The sequence below is a fragment of the Asticcacaulis sp. AND118 genome, from assembly GCF_020535245.1.
GTDB lineage: Bacteria > Pseudomonadota > Alphaproteobacteria > Caulobacterales > Caulobacteraceae > Asticcacaulis.
This window is the reverse complement of record NZ_CP084911.1, coordinates 955,277-982,175: the sequence shown is the minus strand read 5'-3', so window position 1 is coordinate 982,175 and position 26,899 is coordinate 955,277. Positions and strand designations below refer to the sequence as shown.

Sequence of the window (26,899 nt, the reverse complement as noted above, 5' to 3'; positions counted from 1 at the left end):
GCCTATAATGCATGCTGTATTGCGGTAAATTCCTAAGCTCAGGACTCATTGGTCAGCCAGAAGATGTCGGCAGCGGCAATGGCTATGCGGAGAAGAAGGTGTGGCGTAACGGTCATAGCGTACCTCCAGACAACGCGTGCATCCGCCCTTCAAACTCTACGCAACCAATTAATCGGTCCTGAGCCTAGTTATCGTGCATGACGAGGGTTTCCCCTTGCACCTCTACATCCACCCGATAAAGCGCCTGAAGCGCCTGTGAAAAGGCCAGCACGTCGCCGCTCTGGAACTCGCCATTGATGGATAGGCCCTTCAATCCCGCATCGGCGAGCACCAGCTTGCGCCGGCTGTAGCGGTTCATTTCGGCCACGGCCTCGCTCAGCGGCGTATTGTCGAAGGTCAGACGTCCCTGCAACCAGTCCGCCACGCCATCGGTATCCGCCGTGTGTACGCGCCCGACCCGGCCCCTGTCATCCACCTCGACCGCCTGACCGGCATCGAGCCTGACCATGCCCGCGTCGGTCTTCTGACCGCGCACCTCGACATGACCCTCGATCAGGTCGACGCCGGTGCGGCCCTCATCCAGACGCACATTGAAGCGCGTGCCGGTAACCCGCACCCGCGCCTGATCGGTGATGACATCGAAGGGCCGGGCGTCCGCCTTGTGCGCCACCTCGAACAGGGCTTCGCCGCGCGTCAGTTCGACCTTGCGGCCGCGCACCTCGATGCGGCTGTCGGTATTCAGCGTTACGCGCGACCCGTCGGCCAGCACCAGCGGACGGCGCTCACCGACCGACGTTTCGTAGACGGTCGGGCGCTGGCTGAGGTAAAAGACGCCAAGCCCCAGCACCACCGCTGCAGCGATACCCGCCGCCACAGGCCACCACGGACGGCGCGCAGGCATCTGTTCGGCGAAATCCGCCGCATCGAGCAGACCGACCGCGTCCCATACGGCCTCAAGCTCGCGACGTTTCCACACGTCACCTTCGGAATCGGGGGCGTTTGCGGCCGTATCAGACGTTATGGCCTCCTCACGCGTCATCGCCTCCACCAGACGCAAGGCTTCGGCGTCCTGTGGCGGAGTCCCCTTTCCCTGAAACGGGATCACTGTTCGTACCATCCGCTGTCCTTGAGATTATGGCGGCATTTGGCGAGGGCGTCGGCCAGCAGCCGCTGCACACTACGCAAGGGAATGCCCTGTTTTTGCGAGATTTCGTTGAGCTTGAGACCCTCAACCCGGTGCAGCATCAGCACCAGCCGCTCCTGCGGCGTGAGCTTACGGATCGCCTGCCGCAGCAGGTCGGCGTTCTGACGCCAGCGCAGTTCGTCGAACGGCGTCGGCGCGTCTTCGGGCAGGTTGTCCGAGAGCTCGACATGCTGGTCGCTTTCGCGACGGCGACGGCGGCGATAGAGGTCGCGCATGACGCTGTCGGCGGTCTTGAACACATAGGTGATGTTGAATTCCGGCGGAGGCTCGCGATGGGCCAGCCGCATCAGCCGCGCATAGATGTCCTGAAGCGCGTCATCCGCATCCTCCGGCCGAAGGGCCCGACCCAGATAGCGCCGCAGGCGGCCGTCCAGCCGCTCTATAAGGCCGCCCACCCGCGTGGCGGCGGCATCCGGCCTCATATCCGCCTCCCGGTCCGGCCTCATCGTCCACCTGTCATCGATCCTGTACATGGTCCGCCGGCTTTGAACACGCGCCCTCCGATAGTTTAACGCCGCTGCGCGCGTAAGCCGCCAAAAAAGTGTCAAACAGGGTTTGATGACAGGATGATGAAGCGAGCACACCGAACCGCCGTTCGGTGAAACGTCATAAATCTATCATGCCGCCTGACTATCTAGCCGGAGGGATTTCAGGCGTCTTTTGATTGAAGGCATATCGATGAGTGGGCGCGTGGCCGCGGTTGCCATGGTCATAGCAACAACGGTCTGCGCCGCGCCTGCGCAGGCCGAACCCCGCCGCTTCGACGTGTCGCCCCAGCCGCTGGAACAGGCCCTGCGCCGGCTGGCCGATCAGGGCAAGGTTCAGGTGCTGTTCTCCGGCGATCAGGTGCGCGGCCATGTCGGGGCCGCCGTGTCGGGCACGCTGGAGCCCGAAACCGCCTTCCGCCGCCTGCTCATCCCGTCGGGCCTGTCGATCCGCCGCATCGATCGGCGCACCTTCGTCGTCGTTTCGCCCCCGCCGCCGGTGGCGGTCGCCGCGCGTCAGCCCGCGCCCGAAAGGCCTCCAGAAACGCGCGAGCCGGTGCGCGAGATCGTGGTGGTGGGTCAGCGTCCCAACCTCCTGACGCGCCGCCCGGACCCCGATCGCTTCGATGCGACGCTGCAGGCCGCTCAGGCGACCGCCATCATGTCGCGCACCGACCTTGAGCGCACGGCGGCGCGCAATGTTACCGAAGCGCTCAGCGTTCTGCCCGGCGTCACCGTTCTGAGCACGGGGCGGTCTTTTATCGGCGGGGTCGATTCCGCCTCGCGCGCCGAAGGCATGTTCACCGCCTTTCGCGGGCTGAACACCGAATTCAATCTCAACATGATCGACGGCGTGGCCCTGGCGCAGGGCCTGCCCAATTCGCGCGGCGTGCAGCTTAACCTCCTGCCGCCTCTGGGTTTCCAGTCCATTGTCCTGACCAAGGCGCCCACCCCCGACATGGACGGCGACGTCATCAGCGCCGCCATCGACTTCCGCACCCCCTCGGCGCAGGATTTCCGCACGCGCGAGCACCTGTCCCTTACCGTAGCGGGCCACGACAACGGTCGTGCCGCGGCCTATGACGAAGACGGCGGTGGGGTCGGCATCGGCGTCGAATATGCCCGCCGCTTCGGACGCGACGACCGTTTCGGCCTCTATTTCAGCCATTCGCAGGAACGCCGCCGCTTCGCCAATTCCGAAATGGCCGGCATCATGTCAGCGCAGAACGATGACGGCTGGGCCTTTGCACGCTCGGACTCGGCAAAAGGCGACAATCCGGCCGGCGTCGATCCGGAGACCAACCTGACCCTGACCAGCCTCAATGCCGGCGTATCGACCGGCGAGAGTCGCGGGCGCTATCACGTCCTGACGCTGGACGGTCGGCTGGAAAACGGCTGGGAGGTGTGGCTGCGCGGTACGGCGGCCATGACCCATACCGAGCAGAATTCGACCCACAGCCAGATGGTCGGCCGCGATCTAAGCTGGAAAGATGACGGCAGCGGCGTTTATCGCCTGTCGGTGGGCAGCCTGTCGACTCGCGTCTGGTACGAAACCAACCCCGACTATGCCGCCGTCTCGGCGGTGACGCTGGGCGGGCGTCGTGAATTCGGGCGCTGGACCCTGTCGCCCTCGGTTTTCTACAGCCAGGGCCGCAGCGATCGCCCGGACCATATCGAAGCCTCGGTGCGCATCGATCAGGTCGATCGCTTCAACACCGGCCACAGACGCCCCTTTTCCGGCCCGTCCATCCTTTATGCCGGCGACTGGCCCGTGCCGCAGTTCACCCCCGATGTCTTCGCCGACCTCGATGACGCCGCCCACCGCCTGCTGGCCCGCCGCGCCGGTCAGTTGATCTCCCAGACGAGCCGTCAGACCCGTCAGGGTTTTCGCTTCGACGCCGACTATCGCCCGGACGGCGGGGCGTTACGCACCGTTTCTTTCGGTGTCAAATACAGCACCAGCGCCCGCGAAGTAACCGATCGCAACTGGACCAACGGCTATTTCGCCGATCTTCTGGGGCGCGGCGGCCTGACCTGGACCGATCTCGGTCTGATCACCGGCGCCTATGAAGAGGCCTTTCCGGGGCGGTTCGGCTGGCGCTTGCCCAAGGTCGATCACGATCGCCTGGTCGATTATTTTCATCATCTGGTCACGCCCCAAAGCTTCGACACCTGCGGCGCTCTGGCGGTCAATAACGCCAACTGCAATGCCCAGAAGGGTCGCGAAAGCGTCTCGGCGGCCTATGTCACTGCCGGGTTCGGTCAGGGTCGGCTGGAGGTCCTGCCGGGCCTGCGCTACGAACAGACGCAGATCGACAACAGTTTCTGGATCATGGAAGGCGGCACGGCCCAGCCCACGGTTCAAGAGACCGAAGGCCAATGGGGCCACAGCCGCACGGCCTACACGATCTGGCTCCCAAGCCTGCGCCTCAACTATCGCCCCGACCCCGACCGCGTCTACCGGCTGGCCCTGTGGCGCGGCTACGCCCGCCCGCCCTTCATGCTGCTGGGCGGCGGGCAGCGCTATCAGACATCCGACGACGGCATAGCCTTCCTGCGTCGCGGCAATCCGGTCCTGAAACCCGTTACGGCTAACAATCTCGACCTGTCGGTGCAGGGCCGCACCGAAGGCGGTGTTCAGTACGTGCTGGGGGCCTATTACAAAGGCCTCAACGACTACCTCTTTGAAAACGCAGGCGATGTGAACAGCGGGCTCTACGGTCCCGAAGGCGATCTGCGCATCGTGACGCCGCGAAATGGCGGCCGCGGACGTGTGCAGGGTCTGGAGGCCGAAGGACAGAAAAGCTGGCCCATGAGTGGCGGCGAACTGAAGCTTGGTTTTACCCTCAGCCGTCAGTGGACACGGGTCGATCTCGGTTCGGATGAATTCGGTCGCAACGCCCCGATCCAGAACGCGCCGGACTGGCTGGCAGGCGTGACGGCGACCTATCAGCGGCGTAACGCCACGGTGACGCTGATCGGGCACCATACAGGGCGTTATCTGGCCAGCTACGACGCGCTCGACGCACCCGGCGACTGGGACAATATCTGGGTGCGCCCGGCGACGCGCTTCGATCTTCAGGCCGACTGGCGCCTGACGCCCCGCGCGCGCGTCAGCCTGTCGGCGGTGAACCTGACCGGTGCGTACAGCTATTGGGCGCATGTGGGGAAACGCAGCCTCGCCCTGTCGGACATCATCGATTCCGGACGGCGCATTTCAATCAGCCTGCGCTACGACTACTAGAGCGCAATCCGATAAAGTGGGCACCACTTTTCGGAAAAATTGCGCGACCACTCAAAAACTGAGAGCGAGATGATGTTTCCACTTTAAATCATCTCGCTCTAAATAGAAAACCGCCGGAAACCCTGAACGGACTTCCGGCGGCGGTCGCTCGGGCGTGCGGGAGACACGCCCTCGCTGTCGGGATCAGTAGCTGTACTTCAGCGTCAGCAGGGTCGTGGAACCCGAGTCGACGATGTCGTTGATCGCCAGGCTGTTCTTGCCCACATGCGCCCAGTACGAGTAGTCCTCGAACAGGTTCGACACCGACAGGTCGAGTTTCACGCCCTTGCCGAAGTCATACCCCGCGTGCAGGTCGGTGCGCTTGATCGGACGTGTCCACAGCTCAAGACCGGCGACATTGTTGTAAGCGATGACCGACTCGCCGGTGTAGTTGTAGTTCAGATCGACCGTCAGCTTCTTCCAGGCGTAGTTGAGCTTCAGATTGGCCAGGAAGTCCGGCGCGTTCTGGATGCGGTGCTTTTCTCCCTTGCCGATGTCGACCTCGGTCCACTGACGCGTGAAGTTGGCACCCGCACCGAAGCCCGACATCCAGCCCGGCAGCATGCCGAACTTCTGGTAAAGCTGCACTTCCAGACCCTTCACCGTGCCTTCGCCGCCATTGGTCGGGTGCGAGAGGCTGACGCGGTTATAGGTCTTGCCGTTATAGGTCAGCAGGTTGGTCGGGGTTTCGCCGGTGTTCACCTGGGTCGAGCCGTTGTCGTACATATAGTCCGACAGCTTTTTGTAATAGGCGCCGACCATGGCGTAACCGCCTTCGGCATTCGACCACTCACCCGAAAAATCCAGATTCCACGACTTCAGCGTCTTGAGGTCCGGATTGCCCTGGGTGATCGTCAGGCTGTTGTCGTCGCCTTCGCGGATGGTTTCCTTGTTGCCAAGCTGCACCATGGCCGGACGCATATAGGCGCGGGTCAGCGAGGCGCGGTAGACGCCGCCGGCTTCCGGACGATAGTTGACGAACAGGCTGGGCAGCCATTCGTTATAGTCGGTCGAATTCGACTCGAAGACCTTCTTGGCGCTGTTCCAGTAGGTGTTCTCGATGTCAGTGTGCTCGAAGCGCAGGCCCGGAATGACCTCCAGCGCGCCGAAGTCGTACTTGCCGGTCACATAGGCCGCCGAGACATTCTCATCGCCTTTCAGCGTGTTGCCGTTCATATATTCCTGATCGGCTGCGGCCGTCGCCGCCGGGAAGTAGGTGTAGAAGATCTCGAACAGGCGGTTGTGGTTCACCTTGGGCGCGCGGATGTTGTACAGGCCCGGATAGATCAAGTCGAAATAGTCGGTGGCCAGACCGATATCGGCCCACTTCACCCCGGCCGTCTTCATCAGATTGGCCAGATGGTCGTTGGTCCAGTCGCGGCTGATGACGCGGCGGTGGCTGGCGACGTATTTGAAGCCCGTCTTGATATAGGCGAGGTTGCCCCCGTCAAAATCGTACTGGGCGTCAAACTTCAAGCCCATTTTTTCCTGACCCGAAAACTGCTGGGTCAACTGACCGGCGCGGCGGGCCAGAAGCGTGGTCGAGGCGTTGTTGATCTGGTTCTGCTGCGTGGCATTGAGCAGCGGGATCGGATAGCCTTCGTCGTTATAGGCGATGAACATGCCGCCGAAAGGCACGGTCTTACCCGCCAAAGCGCCCGTATTGTAGTTGTCTGACTGGTTATTGCGCATCGAGGCTTCGATGTGGTCCGGACGGTCGTTATCGCCTTCCGAATAGAAGATCGTCGGCGACAGGGTCCAGTTGCCGGTCCGCTTCACCGCGCCGAAGCTCAGCGTGCCGAGATCGGCCTCTTCCGGGTTGGTTTCGTACCAGGCACGCACCGACGAATTGGTAACGCCGGTCAGGTCGAACAGGCCCGGCGTAGCGGTGTTTTCGACATAGACCTTGTCGTTGACGAACTGCGCCAGTGTCGAGTTCTGGTGCGTTTCGGCAAAGGCGTAGGAGCCGCGCACGAAAAAGTCCAGCGTATCGCTGTAACGCCAGTCGGCCGAGAAGTTGCCGCCGAAGCGCTCGGTGAAGCCGGTAGAGACGCCGACGTTCAGGCCCGTCTGGGCCAGATTGGCGTCTTTGTCGTAACCCGTCGGGTTCTGATAGGCACCACTGGCGTTCTTCACCGCGTGCAGATACCCCCAACTGCCGTCCTGCTGCGCGGTCATGATGCCGGCGATCATCGAGTTGGCGTAGTTGCGTTTGTCGTAGAAGGCGCTGCCGTAGAAGCCGAACTGCTGGTTACCGCCGAAGCGCTTGGCGAACTCGGCATTGACGCCGCCACCCATGCCGTCTTCGCCATAGTCGCGCGCGCGACTTTCGACGCGGCCCGACACGGCCATCGAGGCATAGCCGTCGCGGAAGCTGAAGGCGGAGGGGGTGCGGAAATCGACCGTACCGCCGATGGCGTCGCCATCCATTTCGGCGGTCGAGTTCTTGTTGACGACGATGGTCTTCAGGCCCGACGGCGGGAGGAGCGAAAGCTGAACCTGACGCGAATAAGGCATGCCTTGCGCCACATTGACGCCGTTGATCAGGGCGAGCGTGAATTCGGTGTTCATGCCGCGCACGCCCACAAACATGCCTTCGCCGCGCGAGGCGCCGTCGACGCCGCCGAAGAAGGAGTTGCCGGTATTGGTCACGGTGACGCCCGGCAGCAGGGCCAGGGCTTCGGCGACGTTGTGCACGGCGGTGTGCTCCAGATCGTCCGCCGACATCACGCTGATGGTGTTGTCGCTCTTCATCTGCGCCGCCGCCGCGGTGGCGCGGTTGGCGTAGATGACGACTTCGGTCACATGGCCGCCATCCTTGGCGGCGGCTTCATTGGCGTTGGCGTCCTGCGCCTGCACGGCGGGCGCGGCCACGCTGAAACCCAGGCCCATGGCCGAAGCCATCAGCATCAGTTTGGTCGATATTTTCATGCCAGTATCCCCTTGGTCCGAGGACATACAGCACGCCCTCTCAAGCCAAGGGACGCCACCGCGCGGCGGGCGCGCCGGAACTTAATAAAAAATTCACGCAGTTTTTGGCGGCGTGCGCCAACGGCTACCGGAACCCCTGCGCGATATCGTGGAGCAGGACAAGATCGGACGGCTCCGGGATACGCGCCTGCGGCAGGTCGCGATTCGGCGGCAGGGTCGACCAAGCCAGCGTATAGACGTGACCGTCCGGCCCCTTCGCCTGCACGGTGCTGACCCGTTTGGCGTCAGCAATGCCGAGGCGGACGGCGGCGCGTTCGCTGACGCTCTGCACCTTGCGTTCTTCGATCGGACGCAGGCTTTGCGCGTCCACCACGAATTCCAGCGCCTGTGCCAGCCGCACCACCGGCACGATCAGGCGCCCTGCCTCACCCGGTCGCGCGCCATCGACGAAGATTTCGCTGTTCAGCGACCCGCCGCCGCCAAAGTCCCAACGATAGTTCGACCAAGCGCTGATCTGCTTACGGTTCCATACCTTGCCTTCGCGGCGCGCCAACCAGATCTGCGTATTACCGGCGGCGTCGTACTTGTGATAGGTGATCGTCGCCCGCCCCTGTGCATCGAATCCGAGCACCGTATTGTTGTTGATCAGGCCGCCCTTGACCGGCACCGGATCGACGATTTCGGTGTCGCTGAACCGGATCGGCAGGGGCAGCAGCGAACCGTCGGCCTTTTCCCAGCGAACCAGATCGCGGCTGCGGGCATAGGACAGGTCGTGATTGGTCTCGGCCATCGGCGAGTCGCGCCACACCCAGGCGATATGGAACCAGCCGTCCGGCCCCAGCACCGGTCCGACGAAGTAGGCGTTGCGCTGGCCTTCGCCATCCACCAGCGGCGCGGCGGTCAACGCGGCCCAGCTTCCGGCGGCCTCATCATAGACGTTGTAGATTTCGTTGCCCCGCCCGCTCGACCCGTCACGGTACTTATAGACCAGCCGTCCTTCGGCATCGTGAAGGAAGACGGGATAGGTCATGCGCGCTTCACGCGCGGCATCGACCATGACCGGCACACGCTTCAAGGTGCGCACATCGCCCGACGCGTCGCTGCGGAAATAGGTCAGCGGATCGACATGCATATTGCCAGCCACGTGCACCGCCCCCGCGCGATCGACCGCCATGGCGATGTAGTTGTGGCTGTCCCAACCGAGCCAGGTATCGACCTTATGATAGACCCAGTGCGCGGGATTGTTGGTCGGGCGTTGCGCAACGGTCAATTGCCGGTTGGCGTCGTAATAGGCGACGTACAGATGCGTTTTGGTCGCCGTAAGGGCAAAGCGGGCGCTGTGCCCGGCCCACACGCGGTCGATCGCCTCGGGAGCTTTGGCCGTTTGCGCCGCCACCGGAAACGCGCCGCATAGTATCAGCGCTACGGCCAGCACCTTCCCGATGGTCTTAATAGTCAACGGGATAATCCTTAGGGAAGCCTTTGCCGGAAAAGGCTTTTTTCTGCGTCCAGTCTTCGGTGGGCGAGGTCCAGAAGCTGTCGCTTTCGGGCAGGCCCAGCGCCAGAAAACCGCCTGATGTGATGTACATGCTGCCGTTGTTGGAATACCAGTCACCCAGTTCCGGATGATGCCCCGCAAAGCCGATGGTCAGGTAACCGTCCGCGGTGAAGTTCGAGGCCTCGGTAAAGATGGCGCGGTGAACGGCGGTCAGGGCCGCCCGCACCTGCCCTTCGCTGAGTTTAGACGGCAAGGCCTTGCGCCAGGCCAGAAGCGCCAGCGGCTGAAACGCCGCCGTACGATAGGTCAGCGAACGACCGATCGGCGGATAGGTGCCGGTAGGTGAGATGAAGCGCTCCAGATGCTCGCCATAGCGCTGCATGCGCTTCTGCCATTTCGGCAGTTCAATCTCTGGCCGGAGATTGTTGAAGGCCGGTTTCAGCCGCGCCAGCACCTCAAGAATTTCGACCAGCATCGGGTAGATGACGTAGGCATTATAATAGTCGAAATGGAATTTCGTGCCGTCGGCCACCCAGCCGTCGCCGGCATACCATTCCTCCATCTTCTTGATCGTCAGGTCGACACGCATGGGGTCCCAGTCTTCGCCGATCATCAGCAGGAAGACCTCGTTCATGGCGGCGAACAACAGCCAGTTGGTATAGGGCGGAGAAATGCGCCGCAGTCCCTTGATCTCGGCGACGATGCGGGATTGGGTTGTGGCGTCCAGCGGCTCCCACAACTGTTTCGGCGCGCGCATCAGGGCATTGGTGAAGTAAGCCGAGTCGACCAGCGCCTGCCCGTGTCCACGCCACAGCAGGTAGTCGGGGCTCTGCGGATCGACCGAATGGACATAGGATTGCAGCACATCCTGCGTCAGCTTGCGGCGCACCCGTCCCTCAGCCGTGTCATCTTCCGGCAGGGTCAGCCACGGCGCGACCCCGGAGATCAGGCGCGCAAAGGCCTCCATGTAGGCAACATGGCGGTCGCGGCCGTCCCAAGTCGGACTGACCTCCAGTGCGAAGTTCTTTTTCAGTTCGCCCTTCGCCATGTTCGACAGCACCGGCTCGGCGATCTTTTGCAGGAGACCGGCCATATAGGCGCGATCGGATACAAGGGGCGCCTTGGGCTTGGCCGCCACAGCACGGCCCGCACCCACGGCTGCCGCGCCCGTGACGGCCGACAGAAGAAAATCACGCCGCTGCATGCTGCCCTGCTCTCCCTGATCTTTAGGCCTTACTTCATCAGCACAGGGCAGCGCGCGTCAAGCCACGATACGGCAAAAGGCAAATGAGGGCGCAAGTCTCTCCGGTTTCAGTCCGTGCGTTCGGACAATGAATGACCCCCGACCCGGATTGGTGGGGCATGAGTCGGGGGCCACTGAAGCGCACCTTGGAGAGATGCAAGAGCGAAAATAAGCGATTCCCTGATAGGTTGAATTTCACATAACCGTGAATGGCGATTTTTTTGGTATTCCCCCACCGGCCTGCGGAGACAGGCCCAGCGGTATAACCTACCCATTAGACTGTGCCCATCGAATCTGATGATAGATGGCCGATGACGGCGGTCACAGGCTTTGCCCGTGGCGTGGTGAGTCTGACGACCCGTACAGTTGACCTGCATCCGATGGTAATCGTCAGAGTGTCGACAACAGCCTTCTGATCAGGTCAGGGCGGCCGCCTTGTAGCCCTTACTGCCCAATATCGCCTGGCCTTATGAACGGAAAAGGGAAGCGCCGGGCATTTTTGCCATTGAGCGCCCTGACAGTTTAGCTTAGGTTCCGCGCGACCGCGCTCTGCATGGTCTGCGCCCCATAGGGCACCCGTAGCTCAGCTGGATAGAGTGTTGCCCTCCGAAGGCAAAGGTCGTGCGTTCGAATCGCACCGGGTGCGCCAGGCCTCATAAGGCTTTGCGGAAAAAAGTACCCCTCCCAAATATGGCTGGGTAAGCAAGGGGTAAGCAAAGCGGAAACGCAGCTTGGTTCGTCGTCCGTTGCTGAAAGCGGACCCACCGCTGGCCTTTAGCGGTTATCACTCCCTCAGTCCTTCACCGAACATATCGATTTCTGCTTGCTTCCAACCGTCTACCCACAACTTCCGGAGACGATCCTTACGATAGGGAGCAAGATGCATCGGGAGTCGCTCCCCAAAGGCCGTATACCCCTCGCTGAACACCTCCTCGGTGCTCTTGCCGGCCTCACTCTTAATCGTTCCGTATTTCGGCCTTTCACGGAAGCGCTTGGACATCATCCGCCTAACGACGTCCTGCTGCTCCCAAGCGACACGGTTGTTCGTGAGGAAACGGCTCTGGAAATTCCCTCGCCTTCACTAAACGGTAGATTGTCGGGGCGGACAGCGAGACGATGGCTGCTCGCGGTTGCTCTCGTACCGAGGCGTCGGCGTACCTGCACCCCCATGGTCTATGCCAATCAGGCTATGGATGAGCAGATCGAGCGGGGTGAAGAAGGGGGAACACTCTCCTGGTTGGCAGAATCAGCATTATCGGAAGCGAATGTTGTAGTTTGCCCACAATCGCAAATATGCCGCATAGCTGCCATAAAGTTGCTTGACGGAGTGCGTAACTTACATACATTAACGGAATGCATACGGTTTGCGAGCTTAACTCATTCCGTAGGTCGGCTGAAAAGGCCGGTCTGACTGCCGAGGAAATCAACGATTTCATCGATATGATATCGTGCGACCCTACGGCGGGTGATGTAATCGAAGGCACTGGAGGTTGTCGGAAAATCCGCATAGCCATCGGAGCAAACAACAAAGGCAAGAGTGGTGGAGCGCGCGTGGTAACGTTCTTTACCGGCTTGAATATGCCAATATTTCTGGTTGCCGTGTTTGCCAAAAGCGAACGCATCAATCTGTCAAAAGCGAACCGGAACGCCCTAAAAGGGATGACTGAACAAATTGTGGAGGCTTACGCAAAACGCGTGTCTCCGTTGAAAGTGGAAGCAACAGCATGAGCAATAAGGCATTCGATCTAATCCATGAAGGATTGACGGAAGCGCTGGCTGTCGCCCGTGGCGAGGCCCAGCCCTTTAAGCTGCACGTGCCGCCCGAAATGGATGTGAAAGAAATCAGAGCTGTCACTGGCATGTCGCAGCGAGATTTCGCGCGCACCTTCGGTTTCGGCCTAGATCAATTGAAACAGTGGGAGCAAGGGCGGTCACGACCCATGCAGGGCACCCGCGCCTATTTACTCCTGATCAAGTCTCACCATGAACTCGTAATGCGCGCGCTTCAGGATATTGATGAGCCAATCGATGATATGCAACTCACAAAGGCTGAGTGTGCCTAGCCAAAAAGCCCCGCTTCGGCGGGGTTTTTCTTTGCCTACCTCCGCCCATTCGGCAGCCTCCTCACCCACGTAGATATTACCTGTCCAGTTGTCGCCGCCACATCCTTACGAAGGGCATCACCTCCCGCAACGTTCGCTTACGTCGTCCAGCATATCCTCTGCTCAGGAGGACTTATCATGACCGCACAAAACACCCCGGCTTATGCTGACAATGGCCGCGTTGACGACGCTGACCCTGTCAACACACTCGATGATCAGGACACTCAGATCGAAGAGCACGAGTTGGACGATGAGGAGCTCGACGACCCCGCCGAAGACCCGGCCGAGGGCGGCGAGGATATCGAAGGCTTCGACGTAGAGGACAATGAAGAAGAGTAGAAATTAATAACTGCTCTGGCCCTAAAAGGCCAGAGCAGTTTGAATGTGTTAATTTAAATATTATTTTTACGCAGCGTTTTGCTGCATATAATTCAGCAAAGCAACCTCAACGCCGTGGGCACCCGATGCATCTTGCACAGCGAAGTACAAACCTGACCACTCCGAATCTATATTATTTAGAGCTTGGTTGTAGTCTAAAAGATGCCCTTCTCTACAGTCTGTATTTTCATGAGGATCGCTCGCAACACAGCCCGATAAAGCCTGTTGATAATCCGAATAAGCTTCAGCGACTTTACTGCTATAGTCAAAGCTCAAAAATTCAGACTCGGCCGCTAAATAGGCTTCCCATGCCGTTTGGACAACGGCGGCTTGCTCCTCAATTTCACTTTGTGTGTAAGTTACCTGCGCGAAAACTGGCCCTGCCGCGCTTATTGCCATAAGCGCGGCAAATGCGACCAAGAACATGCGCAAGCGGATGAATACACTCCGTATCATTTAAGCCTCCCATTGGTTGATAATGCCGCATCCGGCTACCAATGATGGACTCAGCTTCCGGGCGAGTTCAAGCCAAATTTCGCATTAATACAGTCTATTTAAGCAACCGTTAGAAACGACAAGCCCCAGCTTCGGGGGAAAGCTGGGGCTATCATTCCGCGTACGGCCGTTCACTGGGCGGGGGGATGCGTGACCCGGACCCCATGCGGTGAATTAACTATGCGCATCCGGTCGTAAACGGTCGATACGACCGGATGGCTCCTGTGCTGCAAATCCATCAAGTCGCTAATTTTCAGAAACTTTCTTTATCACGTGTCAAATATCGCCCTCAGTGCCGCCGTGACATGCTCCGGATCGTTCAAATGGGGGTACAGCAGCACACTGCGGGAAGTAATCGAGTTGCCGACAATGCTGATTGCCGCTTTGGCAAGGGCTTTCGTGAAACCGGAGATGCTCACGATTGAGCCCTCCGAACGTTTTATCTCTGCGCTTGAAGCCCACCGTATTGCTTTTGCCCGCTTGGAGGCTTTGAGCAACCGGGACGACTTTACTGCGCAAAAGACGCCCAACGGTGAGTGGGGCACGGCTTATGATCGCTATCTTGCCGCAACGGTCGAGTTGTTCAGCATCGGTGCCTACCACGACCTTGATAACGAAGACCTGAAGGGGATGTACCAAGCCTATGAAAAGCAGCACATGGGCACGAATGTCTCGCCAGCGTTTGAAGCGTTAAACGTCATGCCTGAGGAATGGCGGCTGATCCTGCTGGAGCACTATCGACCAGAGGCTGCTGCCTAAATCACACTCGGACACGACACCAAAGGGCTGGAGAAATCCGGCCCGCCTGCTTAGGCTCCAAAGGAAAGGGCATTGGAGATTCCTTCGGAGCGCGATAGGTAATATTCAACTCAGGGGGAGTGGGATATGCCGAAATCTGTCAAAATTGTCCGCCGGCCTGCCGGTGAAGCACCCGAATGGGTCAGGGACGAGTGGATCGGGTTGACTCTGCCGCTTGCCGATAAGAGGCTTTTGGGAATGGCGGTCGAAGAAGTTCTGACACGCAAGCCGGGGTACTCAGTTGGCTACCTCGTCTATGTTGGCTCCGCACTTGAGGCTCTGAACGCAAAGTCTCCAGAAGTGGCTCAGTGGTGGCGGGCGAACACCCCGCATATGATGGACGCTGACGCCACTTTCCATTTCGATGAGGCGTCGTGCCAGCCGGACACACCGGCCATCACAGCCCTACTTGGACTGCTGCGGCGGATGGGGTTCGTCAGATGAATTTTGATTGAGTTGCCCGTGAGACGAGATCGTCGCTTCCCGCCCATCTGGCGCGTGCTGTTGGCGTTCTTGGCGGCTCCTTTTGTAGTAGCGGCAGGATTTGGCTGGATGTATCCATTCGACGGACAGTCGCCTTCAAATGCCGCGGTGGCGTTCAAGTCCGCAGCCATTTATCTTTACGCGGTACTTTACCCGTTGATGTTTTTTGTGGGCCTGCCCTCATATTTGACCCTGCGGCACTTCGTTAAAGCCACACCCTCCTATTCAGCGTCCATCGGCGTGATTTCAACGCTTATTCCGTGGGTTGCCATAGAGATGTTATTTGGTCCGTTCAAGGACGAGGCAAACGGCGTTGCGGTCCATTCCAGTGGTGCACGCACGGCAGCCGGGTGGCTGGATTTTCTCGTTTTGGGCGGGTGGATAGTGGCCCTAGGCGCGCTTGCGGGCCTTGTGTTCTGGGTCGTCGCAATAGCGGGGCATAAATCGCCGGAAGCGCTAGTGAGCGGCTAGCCATCGACTTTACGCTCGAGCGCCTCCCCTCCCCACAATATTGACTACTCGCCCTCAGAAAGTGAAATAATCACCTTCCGATAATACCTAAATGAGGAAATTACATTAAATGCAATCCATACAAATAGTAGATAGAGAGCGTTTCTAAGCAATTCTCCATCCACATGGGCGTATACATAATAAATTGAAAAATAAAGAAATAATATCTGAGACGCAATAATAAGCGCTAAGTTACATCTAGAGACGAATGAGTGCAATTTCTCCGTCATTTGCAAATTCCTTTTATGGCATTTTCTATGTCGCGCTTAAAATATAGAGCCGCCGCGCCACCAGCAAGGGCGCCAAGTGGCCCAGCAACTCTTCCCACTCGAGCTCCTACCATTGCTGATCGACCAACTCGTGATCCTATCACGGGACCGGAATCTAGGACTTTCGCCATCACTGTACCAGATGTATTTCCAACCACATGTCCTACCACGCCGCCAATGACCAAATCTAACAGGATCTGAGTCGGATCGGCCCCTATCGTTCCTAACGCGAACTCACAAAGCTCACTTGATGTAATGTATATCGGCTTCCCGTGTCCAATTTTAATCTCAACTCTGCTTTTCCTAGCATTTATCACCACCTCAATAATCTCATCCGCGGGGTTGATAATTTCCGGTCTTAGCTCCAATGATGATAGGCAGGTTAGCCCACTCGGACACTTGTCGTTTTTCTTCTTCTCCCCCTTAACTACAACTTCAGTAACTTCGTCGTCGTACCGCCGATAGTATTCAGCAGCCAACCCAGTTGGATCGCTTAAATTGACCGGATCGTTACCCACATAGGCATAGAGGTTCATGCCATCGTCATAGCCCATCGGATCAGGTTGGAGGAAGCGGCCGATCGTCGGGGAGTAGAAGCGCGCTTTGTAGTAGTAGAGGCCGACTTCCGGCATCCACATCTGACCGGTGTATTGGAAACGCCCGACATTAGTGGCACCGGGCACACCGAACTCATTATAGGTGTTTGTCGCACTTTGACTACCAGTATTGTCGGTCACCGAGACGACTGAGCCACGTTCATCCGACAGGAGATAATACCGGGTGGCTGTGCCGGCACCTTCGTACCAGACCAGCGGCTCATCAGTGCCCGGGCCATGAACGTAACGGCGCCGAATGTTGTTGTTTTCATCGTACTCACCCGCAACTACCGAACCGCTATGCAGGAAACGGGTGGTTACACTGGCTCCGGAGATAACCTGCCACAGGCGCCCCGCAGGATCGTAGGACAGGCTGGCACCAGAGGACAGCCCCGTCAGACGGTTGTGGATGTCATAGCCATAGGTCGTCCAGCCGTCAGAGTTCAGATTGCCACGCAGATCATAGCCGATGGCACCGGCTCCGACTGACGTCATCTGGTTAAGACCGTTGTGCGCATAGCTCGTTGTCGGCGCGGGCGTTCCGGTCCATTCGAAAGCAGCGTTCGATAAGGTTCGGCTCTTGATCTGGTTTGAATCCGTGTAGGTCAGGTCGAACGCATTATCATACGCGGTGCCCGCCACATTGTTTGTCAGCGTCTTTAATAGAAGCGATGCATTTCGATCAAACGAGGTGGAGGTGCCATTGCCACGCGCGATCGTGGTCAGGCCATAATTGTCGTAGCTGTACGCTGCCAGATCTGTAGCGCCGTATTCGCGCACATAGGTCGGCATGCCGCCATCGTTGTAATCGTAGGTAGCAAAAAAGCCGTCCGGCCAGGTAACGCGTTTTAGCTGGTTCGCGACATCATACTGATACCACATGGTCAGGCCGTTGGTATTTTCCGAAGAGACACGACCAAAGCCGTCATACCCCCATGAGACAGACTGCCCGCTACGGCTGATCGACGTCTTCTGACCCATATTGTTGTAACTGATCGCATCGCCCAGCGACGTCGAGACCATACGATGCAGGTCGTCGTACCCGATCGTGTAGGTTTGGCTGTCCCGACGTCGTATCGTCGTCGCTCGACCATAGATGTCATAAGATACGCCGTCATAATCCGTCGTCGAACTCACCGCGCCGTTCGATGCTTCCGGATAGCGGACCTTCAGTTGGCGATCGAAGCCATCATATTCGTAGGTGGTTTTATTGCCACGGCCATCGACCAGGGTTTGCAGAGCGCCATTGGTCGTAAAAGTCGATGATGTATCGGAATAATCTCCCGTACCGTCCGCCGTCCGCACGTTCGTTACCCGACCCAGATTGTCATAAACATAGGAAGCGATGCGGTCATAACCTGAAGTTCCCGGCGACGCATGCGTACAGGCCGACGGGGGCAAACTCCCGTACGTACCGGGGTTCAGCCTTTCTGCCGAACAAGTGAGCTGGTTGGCAGTGTCGTAGGTTGCCTGGCTCAAGCCGACAATCTTTCCATCGGGGTTACCGGGCGCATAAACGGTCTGCTGGCTTTTGGTGACGCGACCAATGCCATCATACGTCGTATCCAGCTTGCTAATCACCGACATCGCTGCCAGCGCGGCATCGGTCTGAGCAGCGGCCACGCCGGTTTCGACCTTACTAACCCGAGCCATATTGTCGTAAGTGATGCGTTGTGCGCGTGAAGACAGAGCGCCGCCGCCGTCCGGGTCACCGCCGACCGAGCCGGTCGTCCGGCGCATGGCATCATAGAAATAGACTGTCTTATCGCCGTCACCCGCCAATGGGCCATTCGTGCTGGTGACGTTGCCGAACATATCATAGGTCAGCGTCGTGGTCGCGATCAGGGTGTTGTCGCCCGACCTTTGCGTAATGGTCGTGACGTCGGCGTGAATGGAGCCCGCATAGGAATATTCGGTAACCAGCTCATCCGCCGTATTCTCACAAGACGCCAATGTCCGGCAGGTCGACACCTTGGACAGTTTCCATATCGATCCCGTTTGCACCAACGCCCCCCCGCTGTCTTTGGAGAAGGTGGCAACAGAAGCGTAATCGTAGCGCGTTTCCGGCCGGACCGCGCCGGCGTAAGGTGCAGGCGACTTGACAGACTTCACAAAACCATTGGCGTTATAGGTGTAGTCTGTAACCTTGCCTGCCACGTCCGTTACGCTATTGGGTTTATTGCATTTCTTCGGATTTGCACAGGCCGCGTCATAGTCGTAGACGGTAACGAGATCGGACAGGCCCGACCCGGGTTTGGCGACGACGCGCTCATTAATGACATTGCCACGGCCATCGTAGGTGAATTGCGTATAGTTACCTTCTGGCTGGGTAACCCGCGTTACACGACCAAAGCTGTCATATTGATAGCTCTTGGTCTGATTCAGCGCATTCGTGTCGGTCAGAATTTTCTTTTGCGTCGAATTGTATGTCACTGAGCGCGTGCGACTGAGCGGGTCAGTCACCGTCGCTGTTACCGTCGAACCGCTGGTCGACCACACATAGTTCCACGTCCCAACGCCATTGGTGAACGTCGCTGTATTGCCACTTACAGTGAACGTTTCCGCTGCTCCATTCGCGAAGGTAGTCGTCTTGGCTGAACTGTCTCCCAGTCCATTATATGTGACGGATCTACCGTCCGATGTACTGACGATCACTCCTCCCCCAGCTGGATATGACCACGACATTGAGGGCCAGTTTTGGGTTAGGCCGGGACAGGACGTCGCGCTCGGGTTACAATAATCCACGGCTGAGTTTATGGCCTTCACGCCATTCTCGTAAAAAAGTAAGTATCCTTTCGAACTGCTTACAGACCTCAATGTGACCGTGGTGCTGGTGAATGCTGGAGCGCCGGGCTCGGCTTGGGTCGTCGTTGTCTCTCTCAACCACTTTAATGAGAGTATTTCGCCATCCGGGCGCAGAGCATTTACTGCGACACCTTTGTTAGCAGTGTAAAAGAGTCCGAGGCCTGCGGTTGTGAGCGTTCCGTCAAATGTAATCTGCGTTCCATCCGACGAGGTATATAGGTACGTGTTAGGAGAACTACCTACTTCCAGCTTTGATCCATTCGGCTGAACAGCCGTAAAGGTGCCGAAACTAAGGGTGAATTGCTCTGAAACCCCGTCAATGCTGATTGTATATAAAGATCCGCTAGCATTAAGCGTCCAAACCCAATTATCTCTAATCAGGAAGTCAGAGAAACTTGTTCTCAAGCCATCCGCACCGATTCCTAAAGATGCCCCTTGAGATCGCCGGGTTTTGTTGATCAGGTCCACTCCATTCGCATCAATCGCAGCATCCACCGGCGGCGTGGGGGCTGTAGGATATTGCGCGTAGGCAGGTCCGCAGAACGTATACATGAGCGCAATGGTAGCCGCGCTGGCCAACGTCACCGATCTGAATGTCATGTTTTCCCCCTGCATTAGCGCCGTCACGCTCGCACCCGGCACCATCGAAACACGAATAGCGCGCGCCCACAACCCACTTTTCAGCTTAGAGAAGAATTCTTGTTGCCAGTTTAGCGCATTGCGCTACTTTGAGGACTATTAACGAGGGGAAGGCTATGTCCAAGAAAATCTCAGCACGTCGCATTGCCTTAGTAAGCATGTCTCTTGCCGCCTTGTGGTCCGGGAGCGCAACCGCAGGCACGACAGCTTACGTCTATGATACTCAAGGGCGCGTCATTCAGGTCACCTACCCCAATGGGACGGTCGTTACCTATACATACGACAAATCCGGCAACCGGACGCAGGCGACCAAAACGCCATAGGGTCTGAACGCACCCATGCTCTCAATCGTAAACACTACCCGCTATTGCTTTAACACCCTGGGCAAGCACCGCACAGGTGTTGCTGTGCTCTGTCTATCTACGGCATTTCACATGCTCTTCTTTTTATCCTGGGCAGAACACGGCCAGCTTGGCGGAACATCCAGTTTGTCCTCAAGCTATACGCTTGCGTCTTCACGCGGAACGGCAGAGGGCATGGTTATCGAGGTTCTTCAGGTCGCACCCGATACCACAAGAACCTCGCACGCCTCCCTGGATGTAAGGCAACAGGCGCCAGACATTCAGACGACTACCACAGAGGCTTCTCAAGTAGCGGAAATCGATAAGTCAGTCGCAAGCGCGCCTAAAGAGGCTATCGCATCAGCCGGAAATTCCGCCCCTCCTCTCATCGCCCCACGAGGAGATTCAGAAGTAAGGCAAACCTCTCTAAGCAGCCTGCCCGGCAAGTCGGATGGAAGTGTGCAAGCTCGATCGGACCTATGGAAAGTAATTGAGCCGTGTTGGCTTAAGCTCGGTGGCGAAGCCCTGCCGGTCACACTCAAGGTCAGTTTTTCGGCTATGGGAAATGTCAGCGGGCCGCCTATACTACTTAACCAACAGGACGGAGCGATATCCGAACCACTCATCTCTGCATCTGGAAAACGCGCACTTCTGGCACTTCAGCAATGTGGGCCATATGTGCAAAGTTATGGGCAAACGAACGTGGAGATTGTCTTCCCTGCGGGCTGAAGCCTACCTCGCAGTAAGACATATCCTCTGGCACAGCGCATTTTCACCATCCAAATTTCATCTTGTTGGCATCACGTCACGCTCGCACCACATCATCCAAAATCGGAACTGCGGCGATAACGGCCAACACCGCTGCCAGCGGAGGCACGTTCGCAAATAGTGACTAGGTTTCGGGGTTTTGCGGGGAAAGATTTTGCATTCGCTCAGCGAGGAAATAAATGCCAAGGCACGATATGAAGATTAGTTGCCATAAAAGAAATGAGATCAGAAGGAACCATGTGGCGTCCGCGGTCGCAAACCAAACCGCATCTACCTTATATACCGTTGAAACCTTCTTCTCGATATAAGGCCAGCCTTTCGTAAGAAAGAGCAGCAATCCAAAGGCTACAAGGGAGCCGAACGATAAATAACCAAACAAGTATGAAATAAACTGCCGATATGTAAGTGGGGTCCAGCGCTTTTCACTGGCGTCGTTGTTCCACCTCTTTATCTCTGCCCCCTCTCCGGGCAGGGGATTATCGATCCCTTCGCGCGTGAAAGTGGCGACCGCAGCGAGCGCCGCCATATAAAACGCAATCAAAAGCGCGAGCAAATCCGATAAGCTGCCCGCTAAGCCGGGATGTGCATGGATAGCAAGCTTCTGACCAATGTACGACGTGAACCCCCCGGTTACCGCAGTAGCGGCCAAGGGGAGTATGAAGTCGTAGACTGCTTTAGATTCAAATAGTCCTCGCCCCTCTTTTATCGCGAGATATTTGCACGGAACGAGGATTTGGCTGATGAACCACATGTCACTTCCATTTTCCGGCGTTCTCGATGATCGCAACCATTCTGTCGACGATTGGGTCGCAAATTTCGGTGTAGCATTGCAGCAAATCGTTTGTAAAGCCATCAATTACAAGGGATCGAACGTAAAGCTGATCGAAAGCATTGCCCGAATCTACGTTTATTGACGGCGTTCCAGTTCCTCCACCGGGCAGATCATCCACCTTAAAGTGGATTGATTCAAATTCATTTTGCTTAGCGTAATTTATAATTCCATTAACCAGAGCCTGCACTTTCCCCTTATCTTTCTCAGGGGACACAGAAATTACTACTTGCTGATTCTGCCTCTTGATCATGTCCTCAGCACCCGGACCTTGGTATTTTGGTATTTTCTTCACAAGACTAATCTTGCTTAACGTTCCATCTTTAATGTCCTGAAGCAAATCTACCGATGGAACCTTATATACGTCCATACGCGGCCTGTAGTCTCTATGCTCTATCTTCTTACTTATTGTCTTTTCATACGTGTAGTGCGGGTTGTTCTCCAACGCTCGCGTGACAATCCTATCTAGCGCATTCATCAGCAGATCACTGGGCACATGGTGCATCTGCTCAAGGCAGGCTTTGTGCTTCCCATCGGTTTGGGTGGTAGCGATAAGTAAGTGCGCAGACCACCCAAGGCTCTCAGCGGGGTCCGCCTTTGATTCCCGTGTTTGGTTGGAGACAGGATTTAGGAATACCGGATTGCTAGCGCTGGGGTCTCCTCTATTAAAGAGAATAGCTATGTAGCCCTTCGGATTTTCGCGCCGAATTTCAGCGATGTATATCTGATTTTTTTCATCCTGCGATGCATCGCCGACATCGAGAGGCTTGCTTTCTGACCCGAGGTACCAACGCGCCCGACCTCGGCCGAGTTCTGCCTCCAGAACGCCGACGTACTCGTCCAAGCTGGTCGTCTTACCGCTCTTTGCCGCTTCGCTGGGAAACGCGCGAAACTCTACCTTCCACTGATAGATACGACGCTGCCGCTTTTTTGGAATCACTGCAAACCCTCCCGCTATCGCTCCGGTTTAGCAGGAAGCGGGGTGAACGCAAATTTCAGAGTTCTTTCGCAGCCACCATACGCAAAAATCAGTCTACTGCTGTGGGAACATGAGCGATCACTTTACGAGTCGACGGGTTTCCAGAATGAAGCGAGTTAACTGGTTCTGACACGAGCATTGTCCTGGGATTATAAAATGCCGCAATCTCGTCTACAGGATATTGGCGCCGGGATGACTACAACCGTCTTCCAACCGTATTATCAGTTACGACGCCTATCCCCTCCACGCTGTTTTCTCGCTGTATTAACAGCGTCGGGGCCATCGAGCCTGATCCCGATAAACCGCGTTATTTCGCAGGGGATAGGGCGGTTTCCGAATGTCCTTTTATCCCACCAGACGAAGAAGTTCCCGCCCGCGGCTAGTCAGCAATACGTCCGCACGGCCGCACCGTGAAGCACATTCCTGGCAAGGGCTGTCTTGCCAATTGAAGGCCGACCAGCGAGCACGACAAGAGCGCCTGGTTTCAGCCCACCCAACCGACGATCGATGCAGGTCAGGCCGGTCATCAGGCCGCGCGTTCGCCCGCTGTCCAATTCATCCAGATAAGCCGTGGCGGCAGAGATCAGGTCAATTCCGCGACCTATATAATTCCCATGCCGTTCAATTGCTTCGACTTCAAACTTAATGTTTTGCAACGCCTTCAAAGGATCAGCAGTGACATCGCCCACAGAGGCAATCAATGTGGACAGTCGGCGCCCTTGCCACCCCCGCGTTACGACCTCAGCATAGGTCTCAGCGTGGTCCGGCGCAGTGGCCCGGTCGATGAGGGTGATCAGGAAGCCGGCGCCACCCAATGCGGCGAAATCCGGGCTGCCGGACATTCGCTGCGCAATGAGCGGCGGCGCGGGCCGGTGACCGGCTTTGTGAGCGTCAATGATTGCCTGCCACATTGCCGCAGTCAGGGCATCGGGAAACAGCTCCGGCGACATATCGGCATAGCGCGGGATCACATCACCGGGCCACATCATGGCCAAGCCCATGAGGCCGTAAACGGCGTCATAGACTGGCTCGATGGATTGAAATTCGGTAGGCGCATCCATTAGAATGCACCTCCAATCGCCACGGTGCGGGCGGCGGCGAGGTGAACCTGAGCCTGACCGGTGATAACGCGACGATCCTCGGCGGTCTCAGCAGCGCCGGCCATTCGGAACAGCACACGAGCCTTGCGCTCGTGAAATTGGCGGAGGTCAATCAGACCTTGAACAAAAGTGACGTTGGGGCTATTGTCTCCGCTGTTCTGGCCGGCAAGCTGAACACCAAGTTTCGAGCCCGTCACGTCGCCCGCGTGGCGGGTTTCGTGTTTGGAGGTCATGTTGTTACGCAGCCTCCCCGACATCGCTGGTGGATGATTTGAGGCCCGACATCAGGCTTGAAGCCCACGCATCCAATTCGGGAATGTCGTACAAGGGGAAGCGGCCGGCATGGCGGAAACGAGGCCCGCCGCCAATCGTAGCGTATTTTGCCAGCGTTCGCGGTGATCGCGTTATGCCATATGCTTCGTGAAGATATCGGCTTGCTTCGTCACGGCGAAGTGGCCTATTTTTCAATATGTTGGCGCTCATAGTGGTCGCTCCAAGTTGAAGACGACCCCTCTAATAATCCCAAGTTTTCCCAATTGGAAAACCGTTAGCTAGTTAATTTCGTTTCTGCTTCGGCGGTATGCGCTTCGTTGGGTCACTGGCCCTCTCTTGGGCCCTAATCCATTGAGCTATACGTTCCTGGTTAGGTAAGACGCTTTTGGCACCTTTCCAGTTCGCGACGATGCTACCAGCTAGGTCCTTTTGCGAAATGTGCGGCTGGCTGGTTCTAATTTCGATTGCCAGAGGAAGGGCACGATCCGTCCACATCTCGGCTTCTTCACGCTTCTGATTGCCGCGTTTTACACCACCTGAATGAGTGGCTTGTTTTGACCTTTTACCGGTTAGCACTGTCGAAGTGACATCAGCTTTGGTTGACATCTGCATTCGGCGCCATGTGGAAATCAAGCTTGCGACTTCCATGCACAAAGCCATCGCCTCACCGTTTGAATACGTCGCTTTTCCCAGCTGCCCTTGTACGGCAAGAAAGGCGACTATTACCTCTTTCAAATGATTTTGCTTGGTAGTTGAACCACTTGATAATTCAGTGTTCAAGAGATGATGCGCAAAAATCCTCCGATGAGGAGGAGTTTCATTGAATGCTGAAATCAAATCGGGTGTCGTGCACGGGACTATTCCGTCATCCCCCGCAATATAAAACAGCGTCTCTGGCAGTCCACACTCTGCGAGCCACTTGATAATATTGTCCAGTATTGGGAACTGCAAGACGTCTTCAAAGCGAGGATTGTCAGCTTCTATGTGCCTACGCAACGCTTCAAACTGTTCATTTGTCATGGGTCCATCCACCCTGAATCGAGGGTTGGGTGAGTCCAAATTCACATACTCTCCGTTTTCTGGTGCGCTTAGATCGGGTGTTGTTATGACCGGCGCATCTTCGGCTGAAAAAGTGTCGGAAATTCCAGAGACCAGCCGCAGAATCACTTGCTCTTGCTTATCCGTCATGCCGGCTCCATGAAATTCCAGATGGAAGCTGAGACCGTATCGGCCGCTGCAATCAGAGTTGCGTCGAGATGATGGATATACCGGCCCGTCACGCTCGCCGATGAGTGCCCGATGAGGGCGGCGATGGTAATTTCAGAATAGCCGAGATCGCCCGCCACCGAGGCGTAGGAGTGACGCAGCCCCTTCAACGTCAAAGGTGGGAAGTCCTTCTTCGAATGAGGAGGCAGGTTCTTGAGGACGCGCTTCAGGGCCTTGGGGAGACCGGAATATGGACCTTCAGGGCTTTTCACGCCATAGATGACATAGTGTGTGTTGCCGACGCGCGGCTTCAGGACGTCTATTGCGGCCTGACCGAGGGGGCGGACGCTCTCACCGGTCTTGGTGTCCTGAAGGCGAAGTGCGTGCCCCTCTGCGTCGAGTTCGCGGGGTTGTAGCTTAGTTATCTCCGTATAGCGACATCCGGACAGCGCAATGGCCCGCAGAGCCGTCGTGACCTGCCAGAACTCCCCATCTTCGTCCGACTTCCGCAGCGCGGCACCAAAGGCCTTGTAGTGGTCGGGCGTCAATCTGACCTTGGCTTTCTTATCTGCCGGCCGCTTCACTCCCTGGCACGGGTTCCGGTCGATGATGCCCTCGGAAACCGCGAAGGAGAAGATGCCTCCCAATAGGCCGACGGTGCGCGCAGCAGTGCCGGCGCCACCCTCAACAATAGCACGTCCGTGCGGCCCGGTCTTCACATCGTCAGCCGTCTTTCCGGCCATGACATCGCGTAGAAACTTATTGATGTCCGGCGTAGTGACGTCGCGGACCTTGCGCTTGCCCAGCAGAGGAACGATGTGGCGTTTGATCCGGCCTTCATCGGTGTAGATCGTGCTGGCCTTCTTCGGCTTGCCCCCTTTGCCCAGGATCAAGCCGTTCCGAACTGCGATCATGTAGGAGACACACAACTCCTCGACAGTCTCGGCCAGTTTTCTTTGCCTGGCCTCCTGAACCGGATCTGAACCAGTAGCCACCTGTCCGAGGTGTTTTCTAGCCTCTACGCGGGCCTCCTTCGGTGTCAACGCACCATGCTGACCAAGGGTCAGGCGACAAGACCGGCCATCCCTGTTCCGGTACTGGATGATGTAGGTTTTGCGACCGTTCTTCACTCGAAGCCCGAAGCCCTTCAACTCGCTGTCGAAATAGACAGCGTCTGTGGCAGGCAGCGCATCAACGGCTTCCTTGGTGATCTTGAACTCGGACAGCTTGGGCATAGTGGACTCACATGCGCCCCTTCGGGTAAGCAAGGGGTAAGCAAAATCGGGTCAAAACGGGTAATTTCCCGAGATTACCCGGATTTGCCGAAAGACGCAAACCCCTTAACTCACAAAGAAAATATCCACCTCAATCCATCTTCAGTAAACTCGGGAAATCACTAAACCCCTGCCCTCCGAAGGCAAAGGTCACAGGTTCGAATCCTGTCGGGTGCGCCATCCACGAACAAAAGTGAGAACTGGTGGTGGAGTCTTTTCAAGACCCTCGGTCATGACTAGCTAGAGGCCAAAGCCATCTTCCACACAGTCAGTTGGATCGGCGCTCAGCGATGAATTACACGCTTGCGCAATAGCGACCACTGTATCATGATAATTCAAATATCTGCGTTCGCGTTTTGATTTCCCCTCATTTTGAAATCTTCCTTCGGAGCTCCTATGCCCGTTCGCCC

Annotated in this window: 22 protein-coding genes and 1 tRNA gene; 9 read left to right on the top strand and 14 right to left on the bottom strand. The window is 57.3% G+C overall.

All coding sequences use genetic code 11. From position 1 onward, the window contains the following. Nucleotides 1–184: 184 nt before the first annotated feature. Nucleotides 185–1,117, bottom strand: coding sequence for a FecR family protein (locus LH365_RS17745; protein WP_226745889.1), 933 nt, complete (start codon nucleotides 1,115–1,117; stop codon nucleotides 185–187). Continuing rightward, nucleotides 1,102–1,626 carry an RNA polymerase sigma factor gene (locus LH365_RS17740; protein WP_226745888.1) on the bottom strand — a complete coding sequence of 175 codons (525 nt, stop codon included), beginning with the start codon at nucleotides 1,624–1,626 and terminating at the stop codon, nucleotides 1,102–1,104. The genes LH365_RS17745 and LH365_RS17740 overlap by 16 nt, the downstream gene beginning before the upstream one ends. Nucleotides 1,627–1,894: 268 nt before the next feature. On the opposite strand from LH365_RS17740, the gene LH365_RS17735 reads away from it, so the two are divergent. Then, nucleotides 1,895–4,933 (top strand): TonB-dependent receptor, encoded by a 3,039-nt coding sequence (locus tag LH365_RS17735; protein ID WP_226745887.1) that lies wholly within the window; start codon nucleotides 1,895–1,897, stop codon nucleotides 4,931–4,933. Nucleotides 4,934–5,116: 183 nt separating this feature from the next. On the opposite strand, the gene LH365_RS17730 is transcribed toward LH365_RS17735, so the two are convergent. The 3 genes from LH365_RS17730 to LH365_RS17720 all read right to left on the bottom strand — a co-directional run bounded on the left by LH365_RS17730 (nucleotide 5,117) and on the right by LH365_RS17720 (nucleotide 10,605). Next, nucleotides 5,117–7,903 carry a TonB-dependent receptor gene (locus LH365_RS17730; RefSeq protein ID WP_226745886.1) on the bottom strand — a complete coding sequence of 929 codons (2,787 nt, stop codon included), beginning with the start codon at nucleotides 7,901–7,903 and terminating at the stop codon, nucleotides 5,117–5,119. A 124-nt stretch (nucleotides 7,904–8,027) separates the two neighbouring features. Then, entirely contained in the window at nucleotides 8,028–9,362 is a 1,335-nt protein-coding gene (locus LH365_RS17725; RefSeq protein ID WP_226745885.1) for a BNR repeat-containing protein, read from the bottom strand. Further along, complete coding sequence (locus LH365_RS17720) at nucleotides 9,352–10,605, bottom strand: DUF2264 domain-containing protein (RefSeq protein ID WP_226745884.1); 1,254 nt, start codon at nucleotides 10,603–10,605, stop codon at nucleotides 9,352–9,354. Before LH365_RS17720 ends, LH365_RS17725 begins: the two co-directional genes overlap by 11 nt. Before the next feature lie 611 nt (nucleotides 10,606–11,216). Between LH365_RS17720 and LH365_RS17715 the strand changes: the two genes are divergently transcribed. After that, nucleotides 11,217–11,293: transfer RNA gene (locus LH365_RS17715), tRNA-Arg, on the top strand. Nucleotides 11,294–11,651: 358 nt separating this feature from the next. Here the strand turns inward: LH365_RS17715 and LH365_RS18800 are convergent. Then, complete coding sequence (locus LH365_RS18800) at nucleotides 11,652–11,753, bottom strand: hypothetical protein (protein WP_370639772.1); 102 nt, start codon at nucleotides 11,751–11,753, stop codon at nucleotides 11,652–11,654. Between the two features lie 244 nt (nucleotides 11,754–11,997). Here LH365_RS18800 and LH365_RS17705 point away from each other — a divergent pair, with 244 nt between their 5' ends. The 3 genes from LH365_RS17705 to LH365_RS17695 all read left to right on the top strand — a co-directional run bounded on the left by LH365_RS17705 (nucleotide 11,998) and on the right by LH365_RS17695 (nucleotide 13,085). After that, the gene (locus tag LH365_RS17705) at nucleotides 11,998–12,372 is read left to right on the top strand and encodes a type II toxin-antitoxin system RelE/ParE family toxin (protein ID WP_226745883.1); all 375 of its coding nucleotides are present in this window, start codon (nucleotides 11,998–12,000) and stop codon (nucleotides 12,370–12,372) included. Further along, complete coding sequence (locus LH365_RS17700; RefSeq protein WP_226745882.1) at nucleotides 12,369–12,707, top strand: DNA-binding transcriptional regulator; 339 nt, start codon at nucleotides 12,369–12,371, stop codon at nucleotides 12,705–12,707. The genes LH365_RS17705 and LH365_RS17700 overlap by 4 nt, the downstream gene beginning before the upstream one ends. Before the next feature lie 177 nt (nucleotides 12,708–12,884). Continuing rightward, complete coding sequence (locus LH365_RS17695; RefSeq protein WP_226745881.1) at nucleotides 12,885–13,085, top strand: hypothetical protein; 201 nt, start codon at nucleotides 12,885–12,887, stop codon at nucleotides 13,083–13,085. Between the two features lie 66 nt (nucleotides 13,086–13,151). Here LH365_RS17695 and LH365_RS17690 read toward each other — a convergent pair whose 3' ends face one another. Beyond that, complete coding sequence (locus LH365_RS17690; RefSeq protein WP_226745880.1) at nucleotides 13,152–13,580, bottom strand: hypothetical protein; 429 nt, start codon at nucleotides 13,578–13,580, stop codon at nucleotides 13,152–13,154. A 408-nt stretch (nucleotides 13,581–13,988) separates the two neighbouring features. Here LH365_RS17690 and LH365_RS17685 point away from each other — a divergent pair, with 408 nt between their 5' ends. The 3 genes from LH365_RS17685 to LH365_RS17675 all read left to right on the top strand — a co-directional run bounded on the left by LH365_RS17685 (nucleotide 13,989) and on the right by LH365_RS17675 (nucleotide 15,371). Next, nucleotides 13,989–14,378 carry a hypothetical protein gene (locus tag LH365_RS17685; RefSeq protein WP_226745879.1) on the top strand — a complete coding sequence of 130 codons (390 nt, stop codon included), beginning with the start codon at nucleotides 13,989–13,991 and terminating at the stop codon, nucleotides 14,376–14,378. A 126-nt stretch (nucleotides 14,379–14,504) separates the two neighbouring features. Continuing rightward, nucleotides 14,505–14,861: a hypothetical protein gene (locus LH365_RS17680; protein WP_226745878.1), complete on the top strand. Its 357-nt coding sequence runs from the start codon at nucleotides 14,505–14,507 to the stop codon at nucleotides 14,859–14,861. 18 nt (nucleotides 14,862–14,879) lie between these two features. After that, nucleotides 14,880–15,371, top strand: coding sequence for a hypothetical protein (locus tag LH365_RS17675; RefSeq protein WP_226745877.1), 492 nt, complete (start codon nucleotides 14,880–14,882; stop codon nucleotides 15,369–15,371). 265 nt (nucleotides 15,372–15,636) lie between these two features. Here LH365_RS17675 and LH365_RS17670 read toward each other — a convergent pair whose 3' ends face one another. Beyond that, nucleotides 15,637–19,680: an RHS repeat-associated core domain-containing protein gene (locus LH365_RS17670; RefSeq protein ID WP_226745876.1), complete on the bottom strand. Its 4,044-nt coding sequence runs from the start codon at nucleotides 19,678–19,680 to the stop codon at nucleotides 15,637–15,639. A 155-nt stretch (nucleotides 19,681–19,835) separates the two neighbouring features. Here LH365_RS17670 and LH365_RS17665 point away from each other — a divergent pair, with 155 nt between their 5' ends. Then, a complete protein-coding gene (locus LH365_RS17665) occupies nucleotides 19,836–20,042 on the top strand; it encodes an RHS repeat domain-containing protein (RefSeq protein ID WP_226745875.1) in 207 nt (68 codons plus the stop codon). Between the two features lie 910 nt (nucleotides 20,043–20,952). Here the strand turns inward: LH365_RS17665 and LH365_RS17660 are convergent. The 6 genes from LH365_RS17660 to LH365_RS17635 form a co-directional block, all read right to left on the bottom strand. Next, nucleotides 20,953–21,579 (bottom strand): hypothetical protein, encoded by a 627-nt coding sequence (locus LH365_RS17660; protein ID WP_226745874.1) that lies wholly within the window; start codon nucleotides 21,577–21,579, stop codon nucleotides 20,953–20,955. Nucleotide 21,580: 1 nt separating this feature from the next. Next, a complete protein-coding gene (locus tag LH365_RS17655) occupies nucleotides 21,581–22,597 on the bottom strand; it encodes a hypothetical protein (RefSeq protein WP_226745873.1) in 1,017 nt (338 codons plus the stop codon). A 422-nt stretch (nucleotides 22,598–23,019) separates the two neighbouring features. Then, the gene (locus tag LH365_RS17650; RefSeq protein WP_226745872.1) at nucleotides 23,020–23,697 is read right to left on the bottom strand and encodes a DnaB-like helicase C-terminal domain-containing protein; all 678 of its coding nucleotides are present in this window, start codon (nucleotides 23,695–23,697) and stop codon (nucleotides 23,020–23,022) included. Beyond that, complete coding sequence (locus LH365_RS17645) at nucleotides 23,697–23,969, bottom strand: hypothetical protein (protein WP_226745871.1); 273 nt, start codon at nucleotides 23,967–23,969, stop codon at nucleotides 23,697–23,699. The genes LH365_RS17650 and LH365_RS17645 overlap by 1 nt, the downstream gene beginning before the upstream one ends. A 322-nt stretch (nucleotides 23,970–24,291) precedes the next feature. Beyond that, the gene (locus LH365_RS17640; protein WP_226745870.1) at nucleotides 24,292–25,197 is read right to left on the bottom strand and encodes an ASF1 family histone chaperone; all 906 of its coding nucleotides are present in this window, start codon (nucleotides 25,195–25,197) and stop codon (nucleotides 24,292–24,294) included. Then, nucleotides 25,194–26,450 (bottom strand): site-specific integrase, encoded by a 1,257-nt coding sequence (locus tag LH365_RS17635; RefSeq protein ID WP_226745869.1) that lies wholly within the window; start codon nucleotides 26,448–26,450, stop codon nucleotides 25,194–25,196. Before LH365_RS17635 ends, LH365_RS17640 begins: the two co-directional genes overlap by 4 nt. Nucleotides 26,451–26,899: the final 449 nt, after the last annotated feature.

Bases quoted from the DNA above. Each gene is read 5' to 3' on its own strand.
- LH365_RS17745 (WP_226745889.1), bottom strand. From the start codon at position 1,117: ATGGTACGAACAGTGATCCCGTTTCAGGGAAAGGGGACTCCGCCACAG.
- LH365_RS17740 (WP_226745888.1), bottom strand. From the start codon at position 1,626: ATGAGGCCGGATGCCGCCGCCACGCGGGTGGGCGGCCTTATAGAGCGG.
- LH365_RS17730 (WP_226745886.1), bottom strand. From the start codon at position 7,903: ATGAAAATATCGACCAAACTGATGCTGATGGCTTCGGCCATGGGCCTG.
- LH365_RS17720 (WP_226745884.1), bottom strand. From the start codon at position 10,605: ATGCAGCGGCGTGATTTTCTTCTGTCGGCCGTCACGGGCGCGGCAGCC.
- LH365_RS17705 (WP_226745883.1), top strand. From the start codon at position 11,998: ATGCATACGGTTTGCGAGCTTAACTCATTCCGTAGGTCGGCTGAAAAG.
- LH365_RS17700 (WP_226745882.1), top strand. From the start codon at position 12,369: ATGAGCAATAAGGCATTCGATCTAATCCATGAAGGATTGACGGAAGCG.
- LH365_RS17695 (WP_226745881.1), top strand. From the start codon at position 12,885: ATGACCGCACAAAACACCCCGGCTTATGCTGACAATGGCCGCGTTGAC.
- LH365_RS17690 (WP_226745880.1), bottom strand. From the start codon at position 13,580: ATGATACGGAGTGTATTCATCCGCTTGCGCATGTTCTTGGTCGCATTT.
- LH365_RS17685 (WP_226745879.1), top strand. From the start codon at position 13,989: ATGCTGATTGCCGCTTTGGCAAGGGCTTTCGTGAAACCGGAGATGCTC.
- LH365_RS17680 (WP_226745878.1), top strand. From the start codon at position 14,505: ATGCCGAAATCTGTCAAAATTGTCCGCCGGCCTGCCGGTGAAGCACCC.
- LH365_RS17670 (WP_226745876.1), bottom strand. From the start codon at position 19,680: ATGACATTCAGATCGGTGACGTTGGCCAGCGCGGCTACCATTGCGCTC.
- LH365_RS17665 (WP_226745875.1), top strand. From the start codon at position 19,836: ATGTCCAAGAAAATCTCAGCACGTCGCATTGCCTTAGTAAGCATGTCT.
- LH365_RS17660 (WP_226745874.1), bottom strand. From the start codon at position 21,579: ATGTGGTTCATCAGCCAAATCCTCGTTCCGTGCAAATATCTCGCGATA.
- LH365_RS17650 (WP_226745872.1), bottom strand. From the start codon at position 23,697: ATGGATGCGCCTACCGAATTTCAATCCATCGAGCCAGTCTATGACGCC.
- LH365_RS17645 (WP_226745871.1), bottom strand. From the start codon at position 23,969: ATGACCTCCAAACACGAAACCCGCCACGCGGGCGACGTGACGGGCTCG.
- LH365_RS17640 (WP_226745870.1), bottom strand. From the start codon at position 25,197: ATGACGGATAAGCAAGAGCAAGTGATTCTGCGGCTGGTCTCTGGAATT.
- LH365_RS17635 (WP_226745869.1), bottom strand. From the start codon at position 26,450: ATGCCCAAGCTGTCCGAGTTCAAGATCACCAAGGAAGCCGTTGATGCG.